This is a genomic window from Nocardiopsis prasina DSM 43845, assembly GCF_000341265.1.
GTDB classification, from domain to species: domain Bacteria; phylum Actinomycetota; class Actinomycetes; order Streptosporangiales; family Streptosporangiaceae; genus Nocardiopsis; species Nocardiopsis prasina.
The window spans coordinates 1-335 of the sequence record NZ_ANAE01000052.1; the positions used below are offsets into that span (position 1 = coordinate 1).

Sequence of the window (335 nt, forward strand, 5' to 3'; positions counted from 1 at the left end):
CGGGACCGCGAGTGCGGCGCTTCTCCTCATATCGGCAATCCTGCCATTCTCGGCGTGCCCGCATAGCTTGCGAACCTCGCCGTCTGGGCATGCTTCGCATACATACGCGCGTGAGCGGAAGGATGACCGTATGCGGATCGTCGCCTGCCTCAACGGGGACCGTCGCCCCGAAGCGCATCCCGCGCTGCCCGTCTCGTCCGAGCAGGTCGTCGCCGAGGCGCGCGCGGCGGTGGAAGCCGGAGCCGACGAGATCCACGTGCACCCGCGCGACGGTGCGGGCGCGGAGTCGCTGGAGCCGCAGGCGGTCGCGCCGCTGCTGCGGCTGCTGCGCGCCG

General features: G+C 71.6%; 1 protein-coding gene. It reads left to right on the top strand.

Features of this window, described 5'->3' with window-relative positions:
• Positions 1 to 130 precede the first annotated feature (130 nt).
• Positions 131 to 335, top strand: a 205-nt coding sequence (locus D452_RS27485) for a 3-keto-5-aminohexanoate cleavage protein (protein ID WP_017542365.1), incomplete at its 3' end; no start/stop codon positions are given.